General features: G+C 63.5%; 6 protein-coding genes. 2 read left to right on the forward strand and 4 right to left on the reverse strand.

Annotated elements, in window-relative coordinates; translation table 11 throughout:
- Positions 1-45: 45 nt before the first annotated feature.
- From RUH75_RS22825 to hisS, 4 genes are all read right to left on the reverse strand, one after another.
- Positions 46-840, reverse strand: coding sequence for a DUF4167 domain-containing protein (locus RUH75_RS22825; protein ID WP_313809499.1), 795 nt, complete (start codon positions 838-840; stop codon positions 46-48).
- A 318-nt stretch (positions 841-1,158) separates the two neighbouring features.
- Positions 1,159-1,995: a peptide chain release factor N(5)-glutamine methyltransferase gene (prmC, locus tag RUH75_RS22830; protein WP_313809500.1), complete on the reverse strand. Its 837-nt coding sequence runs from the start codon at positions 1,993-1,995 to the stop codon at positions 1,159-1,161.
- 46 nt (positions 1,996-2,041) lie between these two features.
- Positions 2,042-3,133 (reverse strand): peptide chain release factor 1, encoded by a 1,092-nt coding sequence (prfA, locus tag RUH75_RS22835; RefSeq protein ID WP_409592419.1) that lies wholly within the window; start codon positions 3,131-3,133, stop codon positions 2,042-2,044.
- Positions 3,133-4,410: a histidine--tRNA ligase gene (gene hisS / locus RUH75_RS22840; RefSeq protein WP_313809502.1), complete on the reverse strand. Its 1,278-nt coding sequence runs from the start codon at positions 4,408-4,410 to the stop codon at positions 3,133-3,135. The genes prfA and hisS overlap by 1 nt, the downstream gene beginning before the upstream one ends.
- A gap of 152 nt (positions 4,411-4,562) precedes the next feature.
- On the opposite strand from hisS, the gene RUH75_RS22845 reads away from it, so the two are divergent.
- Positions 4,563-6,482 (forward strand): peptidase M61, encoded by a 1,920-nt coding sequence (locus RUH75_RS22845; RefSeq protein ID WP_313809503.1) that lies wholly within the window; start codon positions 4,563-4,565, stop codon positions 6,480-6,482.
- Between the two features lie 40 nt (positions 6,483-6,522).
- Positions 6,523-7,062, forward strand: coding sequence for an inorganic diphosphatase (gene ppa, locus RUH75_RS22850; RefSeq protein WP_313809504.1), 540 nt, complete (start codon positions 6,523-6,525; stop codon positions 7,060-7,062).
- The last annotated feature ends 169 nt before the right edge of the window (positions 7,063-7,231 follow it).

The raw sequence follows: 7,231 nt of genomic DNA on the forward strand, positions 1-7,231 counted from the left end.
TGTCCCCCCCCCCCCCTTTTTTCGTCATCCCATGCGAAAGCGGGATTATTCGGCCGCTTCAGCCGCAGGCCGGGTGCGACGGGTCCGCTTGCGCGGCGCTTCCTCCACAGGCGCGGCATCATTGTCCGCGCGGGCGATAGAGGGCGGCAGGACGGCAAGATCCAGTCCTCCCTGCCCCTCTTCCTTCACCGCAGCAGCCTTGCGCGGGCGGCCACGGCGCGGGCGGGGGGCATCCCCTTCCGGTTGCGGTTCGGAAGCCGGTCGCGTGACAGCCACCGGTTCAGCGGCGACTTCGACCCGGGGCAGGGGCTGCTCCGCCGCTTCCTCGACCGCCGGGCGTTCACGGCGATGATCATTGCGATCATTGCGATCGTTCCGATCATTGCGGTCCCGCCGGTTGCGGTCATTCCGACCCTCGCGATAGTCGCGCGGCTCGTCGCGGCGGCGATCATGGTCCTGCCCCCGATCGGTGGGCTGATCGATGCGCGCTTCATCGCCGCCATCATAACCTGAATCGAATTCGTCGAAATTATCGTCGAAATTATCGTCACGAGGGCGGAAGCGCTGCTGCTGCTCCTCCTGACGGGCGCGGTTGTCGGCCATGACCCGGAAATAATGGTCGGCGAATTGCAGATAATATTCCGCATTCACCCGATCGCCTGCCATCTGCGCGTCGCGGGCCATATTCTTGTATTTTTCAAGAAGCTGGGCCGCATTGCCGCGTGCGCGGCTGTCGATCCGGTTGCCATTGTCACCGCCGCCCCGATTTCCACCATTAGGACGACCATTATTGTTGTTCCGGCCGCGATTGCGGCGACCGGCCTGCCTGTTGTTGATCAAGAGCTGATCCTTGCGTTCACTTTGCCATCATTCACTGAAAACACCGTTCAGTCGCCATCCTTCAGCACGGCCTGACCATCAGGTCCGGGTAAGGCTCCGCCAGACAGGGGTCAAGCAATCAACCCATGCCCTTGACCTGCCAGAGGCGCCTGCGCAGCAGCGCCGTCGTGACTTTGAAGGAGCGGGAAAACGGCCTTTTCTTGTCGCGGCCCCACAGGGCAGATCCTCAGGATAGTGCCGTCCCTGAATTCCATGTAGTGGCTTGCGCGCCATAAACCAAGCTATTTTCGCGTGTGCGCGCGCAAATCCTTTGCTGGATCAGACAGGAGGAGGCGGAGTCGCGATCAGGCATCGGTCATGCCCGGCAAGGTCGCGGCGGACGGTGACGCTAAGTCCTTGATCGGCAAACAGGGCTGAGACGCTAACCCGCTGGTCATAGCCGATTTCGATCGCGGCCATGCCGCCGGGCGCCAGCAGGCAAGGCAGCATCGGCGCGATCCGGCGATAATCGTCCAGCCCCTCTTTCCCCGCGAAAAGGGCGCCGTCGGGTTCGTGGAGGACATCGCCCGCAAGCGCGACCTCGCGCGCGATATAGGGCGGGTTGATGAGGATCAGGTCGAACAGGCCGTCCAGCCCCTCCCCCCAATCACCGAGCCGGAAGGCGGCGCGCGGCGCGAGCCCCAGGCGATCGGCATTGCCCTGCGCGACGGCCAGGGCGGCGGGGGATATGTCCACCCCCACCCCGCGCGCTTGCGGCCATTGGCTGAGAGCGGCGAGCAGCAGCGCGCCGGAACCGGTGCCGAGGTCGAGGATGCGAACGGGTGTTTTTGCGCCGAAATGGCCGATCGCGGCCTCGATCAGCGTTTCGGTGTCGGGGCGCGGGATCAGCACGTCGGGCGTGACATGCAGGCTGATCGTCCAGAAATCGCGGATGCCGGTGATATAGGCGATGGGCTCGCCGGTGAGGCGGCGCTCGATCAGGGCGACGAAGCCGGGCGGGACGGTCAAGTCGCGTTGGCGCATCAGCAGGTCGTTGCGGTCGATCCCCAGCGCGTGGGCGAGCAGCAGTTCAGCGTCGAGGCGCGGGGTGCCGCTGACGGGCATGAGACGAGTGGTGGCGGTGCGAAGGGCGTTCGCGACGCCTTCTTTCACCATTCCCGCCTGCGTGGGAATGACGGAGTGGGGAGAGCATAGGAGTAGCTCACGCAACGCCGTCCAGCTGGGCGAGGCGGGCAGCTTCGTCCTCCGCCACCAGCGCGTCGATGACTTCGGACAGGCCCTGCCCTTCCAATATTTCGGGCAGGCGATGCAGGGTCAGGTTGATGCGGTGATCGGTGACGCGGCCCTGCGGGAAATTATAGGTACGGATGCGTTCGGAACGGTCGCCCGAGCCGACCATCGCCTTGCGCGCGCCGGCCTGCTCGCTCTGGGCGCGTTCGCGTTCCACCTCGTAAATGCGGGCGCGCAGCACCTGCATCGCCTTCGCCTTGTTCTTGTGCTGGGATCGTTCGTCCTGCTGCGTCACCACGATGCCAGAGGGCAAATGGGTGATGCGCACGGCGGAATCGGTCGTGTTGACGTGCTGGCCGCCAGCGCCCGATGCGCGGTAGATGTCGATCTTGAGGTCGCCGTCGGCAATCTGGACGTCGACCTCCTCCGGTTCCGGCAGCACCGCGACGGTGGCGGCGGAGGTGTGGATGCGCCCGCCGCTCTCGGTGACGGGGACGCGCTGGACGCGGTGGACGCCGCTTTCGAATTTGAGCTTGGCGAAAACGCCGGTGCCGGTGATGCTGGCGACCACTTCCTTATAGCCGCCCTGTTCCGAGGCGTTGGAGGAGATCATCTCCATCTTCCAGCCCTGCGCATCGGCATAACGCTGGTACATGCGGAACAGGTCCCCCGCGAACAGGGCGGCTTCGTCGCCGCCGGTGCCTGCGCGGATTTCCAGCATCGCCGGGCGGGCGTCGGCCGCATCCTTGGGCAGAAGCTGGAGAGCGAGGGCGCGTTCGGCGTCGGGCAGCCGGCCCTTGATCAGCTGCATTTCCTCCTGCGCCATTTCGCGCATCAGCGGATCGGAATCCGCATCCTCGCCGCCCGCCATATATTCAAGCGCGCTCAATTCCTGACGGAGACGGCGGACCTCATGGGCAGCCTTGGCCACCGGCTCGATCTCGGCATATTCCTTGGAGAGCCGCACGAACTCCTCCGGCGCGAGGTCGGCGCGCGTCATCGACGCCTGCACCTCGTCCCGGCGCGCCTCGATCTGCGCGATGCGTTCGGCGGAGATGTGCATCAGAGGGCCACGAGCGTCTCGATCAGCGCATCCAGTGCGATGGCCTGCTGCTCCCCGGTGCCGAGGTTGCGCAACGCCGCCTCGCCGCGCGCGAGTTCGTCGTCGCCCAATATGACCGCCCAGGCCGCGCCCGATGCATTGGCCCGCTGCATCCGCTTCTTCATATTGCCGCGATAGCCCATGTCGCAGGCGACGCCGGCGCGGCGCAGACCGGCGATGATGCCCGTGGCCTTGACCTCGGCGGCTTCGCCCATGGGAATGACGGCGACTGTCGGCCCCGCAATCTCCGGCATATCGACCAGCATCGCCAGCCGCTCAATCCCTGCCGCCCAGCCAACCGCCGGGGTGGAGGGACCGCCGAGATTCTCGATCAGCCCGTCATAGCGCCCACCGCCCAGCACCGTGCCCTGTGCACCCAGGCGATCGGTGATGAATTCAAAGGCGGTGTGACGATAATAATCCAGGCCGCGTACCAGCCGGGCGTTGCGCTCCCACGCCACGCCCGCTGCATCCAAGCCCGCTGTCACCTTGTCGAAGAAGGTCCGCGCCTCATCCGTCAAATAGGCGTCGATATCCGGCGCGCTGTCCGCCACCGGGCGGTCGCGCGAGTCCTTGCTGTCGAGGATGCGCAGCGGATTGCGGTGCAGCCGGTCGAGGCTTTCTTCCGACAACTGGTCGCGATGCGCCTCGAAATGGGCGATCAGCGCCGCGCGCCACGCTTCGCGGCTTTCAGCATCGCCCAGCGTGTTGAGGTTGAGCGTCACGCCATCCGACACGCCCAGTTCACGGAGCAACTGGTCCGCGAACACCAGCAGTTCGACATCCGCCCCCGGTTCGCCCGCGCCGATGATCTCGGCATCGAGTTGGTGGAACTGGCGGAAGCGGCCCTTTTGCGGGCGCTCGTAGCGGAAGAGCGGGCCGTGGGTCGCCACTTTGAGCGGCGCATATTGCTGCCAGCCCTCTGTGATATAGGCGCGCGAAATGCCGGCGGTGAATTCAGGGCGCAGGGTGATGCTGTCGCCGCCGCGATCCTCGAACGTGTACATTTCCTTGGAGACGACATCCGTGCTTTCGCCCAAGGACCGGGCGAATACCGCCGTCGATTCGAAGACGGGCACTTCCACCCGCTGGAATCCATAGAGCTTGCGCACCCGGTCAAAGGTCGCGACTACATGCGCGAAACGTTCCTGGAATGCTTCGGCAGTGCCGCCCAGCATGTCCTGCGTGCCGCGTACAGCATTAGGGGTCCTTGGGCGCGGCGTTTCGTTCTTGGCCATGGGGGAGCGCCTTTAACGATAAAGATGCATCAAGGAAACGCGCTTTTTTGTCGCATGATGTGTCGGGGATCGTGGGGGGTGGACGGCGGCACTTCGGCTCGCCATTCTGTTGTTATACGGTCGTTCGATCGCAGGTTTTTTCGGAGATGCTCATGATCCGCAGCCTTGCTGCCGCCCTTTTCCTTTCCACGGCCATTGCAGGTCCGCTGATCGCGCAGGATGCGATCCGCTCCAAACCGACCGCGCTGCCGGTCGACAATGCCGCCGCCGCCCCCAAGGATGCGCCCTATCCGGGCGGGACGATCAGACTGGAGGTCGACGCCACCGACACGGTGCAGCGCATCTTCCGCGTCAAGGAAACCATCCCCGTCGCCGCCGCCGGTCCGATGACGCTGCTGATGCCGCAATGGCTGCCGGGCAATCATGCGCCGCGCGGGGCTATCGAAAAGATCAACGGCGTCACCTTCACCGCCGACGGCAAGCCGCTGATCTGGAAGCGCGATCCGCTCAACGTCTATGGTTTCGTGATCGACGTGCCGCAGGGGACTAAACAGGTCGTCGCGTCGTTCCAGTTCCTCTCCGCCACCCAGCCCAATCAGGGCCGCGTCGTGGTGACGCCCAAGATGCTGAACATCCAGTGGGAGTCGGTGTCGCTCTATCCGGCGGGCTATTATACGCGCCAGATTCCGGTGCAGGCGACCGTCACCTATCCCGACGGCTGGCAGGCGGCGACCGCGCTGCGCGGCCGGAAGACGGGGTCGACCGTTGCCTATGACGTGATCGATTATGAAGCCTTGCAGGATTCGCCGGTATTCGCGGGTCTTTATTTCAAGCCGGTCGATCTCGGCCATAATGTGACGCTCAACATCGTGGCCGACGATGCCGATGAGTTGGACGCCAAACCCGACCAGATCGCCAGACACAGGAAGCTGGTCGATGAAGCGGGCGCGCTGTTTGGCACCTATCATTTCAATCATTATGACTTCCTGTTCGCCATCACCGACGAGATGGGCGGCATAGGCCTTGAGCACCATCGCTCCTCCGAAAATCAGGTCGAGCCGGGCTATTTCAAGAAATGGGGCGATGGCGAGGCGCTGTTGGACCGCAACCTGCTGCCGCATGAGTTCACCCATAGCTGGGACGGCAAGTTCCGCCGCCCCGACCTCCTCTGGACGCCCGATTTCAACGTGCCGATGCAGGATAATCTGCTGTGGGTCTATGAAGGGCAGACGCAATTCTGGGGCTATGTGCTGGGTGCGCGTTCGGGGCTGTTTTCCAAGCAGGAGACGCTGGACGCCTATGCCCATATCGCGGCCAAGCTGGATACCACGCGTGGCCGCGAATGGCGGCCGATGGAGGACACCACGCACGATCCGATCATCTCCGCCCGTCGCCCCAAGGGCTGGTCGAGCTGGCAGCGGTCGGAGGATTATTACAATGAAGGCCTGATGATCTGGCTGGAGGCGGACGCGATCATCCGCCGGCAGACCAAGGGCGCCAAAGGCCTCGATGATTTCGCCAAGGCCTTTTTCGGCATCAATCCGGGGGATTGGGGGCAGGTCGTCTATAATCGCGACGACGTCATCAGGACGCTGAATAGCGTCGCGCCCTATGACTGGGTGGGCTTCTTCCAGAGATATGTGGACAGCACGACGAAGGAAACGCCCAAGGGCGGCTTTGCGCTGGGCGGTTACAGGCTGGTCTATGGCGACACGCCGGGCACTTATACCAAGGCCGCCGAGGGATCGGGCAAGTTCGTCGACCAGAGCTTTGGCATCGGCATGATCGTCAAGAATGACGGCGAGATTTCCAACGTCGTCTGGGACAGCCCGGCTTTCAGAGCGGGGCTGGCGGTCGGCTCCAAAATCGTCGCGATCAATGGCGATGAATATTCGGGCGACGTGCTGAAGGCCGCGATCAAGGGCGGAAAGCCGCTTCAGATCATACTTAAGCAGGACAAATATTATCGCACTTTGAGCCTCGCTTATTCCGGCGGCCTGCGCTATCCGCGCCTCGAAAAAACGGGAGAGGGTGAAGGCAGTCTGGACCGGCTGCTGAAACCGAAAACATAATCACCCACACAGAGCAACGCGTTTACAAAGGCTTAGTCCCATGAATATCGAACTGATCCCCGTCGGCGACGATCCGCCCAACAGCCTGAATGTCATCATCGAGGTTCCCGTGGGCGGCGAGCCGGTGAAATATGAGTTCGACAAGGCGTCGGGCGCGCTGTTCGTGGACCGCATCCTGCATACGCCGATGCGCTATCCGGCCAATTACGGCTTCGTGCCGCACACCCTGTCGCCCGATGGCGATCCGCTGGACGCGCTGGTCATCGCCCGCTCCCCCTTCGTGCCCGGTTCGGTCGTCCGCGCCCGTCCGATCGCGGTGCTGAATCTGGAAGATGAAGCCGGCGGCGACGAGAAGCTGGTCTGCGTGCCCGATAACAAGACCTTCCCCTACTACCATAATGTGGATGAGAAGGACGATCTGCCCGGCATCGTGATGGAGCAGATCGAGCATTTCTTCACCCACTATAAGGATCTGGAAAAGCAGAAGTGGGTGCGCATCGGCACCTGGGGCGGCGCGGAAGACGCCCGCCGCATCACGCTGGAAGCGATCGAGCGTTACAAGGCGGGCAAGGCGGCGTAAGCGCTGCTTCGGTTGAGTGAACAAAAAGGGCCGCGTGGGGGATGACCTGCGCGGCCCTTTTTCCGTACGTGCTGGTTGTGGAAATGCGTTGGGGAAGGCGATCGAACACCTCATGTGGCGCGGAATGGGTGGATTCTTGCCATTACAGCTTCGTCATCCCGGACTTGAT

This window comes from Sphingobium sp. (assembly GCF_032153725.1).
In the GTDB taxonomy this organism is placed as follows: Bacteria; Pseudomonadota; Alphaproteobacteria; order Sphingomonadales; family Sphingomonadaceae; genus Sphingobium.

Bases quoted from the DNA above. Each gene is read 5' to 3' on its own strand.
- prmC (WP_313809500.1), bottom strand. From the start codon at position 1,995: ATGGTGAAAGAAGGCGTCGCGAACGCCCTTCGCACCGCCACCACTCGT.
- prfA (WP_409592419.1), bottom strand. From the start codon at position 3,133: ATGCACATCTCCGCCGAACGCATCGCGCAGATCGAGGCGCGCCGGGAC.
- hisS (WP_313809502.1), bottom strand. From the start codon at position 4,410: ATGGCCAAGAACGAAACGCCGCGCCCAAGGACCCCTAATGCTGTACGC.
- RUH75_RS22845 (WP_313809503.1), top strand. From the start codon at position 4,563: ATGATCCGCAGCCTTGCTGCCGCCCTTTTCCTTTCCACGGCCATTGCA.
- ppa (WP_313809504.1), top strand. From the start codon at position 6,523: ATGAATATCGAACTGATCCCCGTCGGCGACGATCCGCCCAACAGCCTG.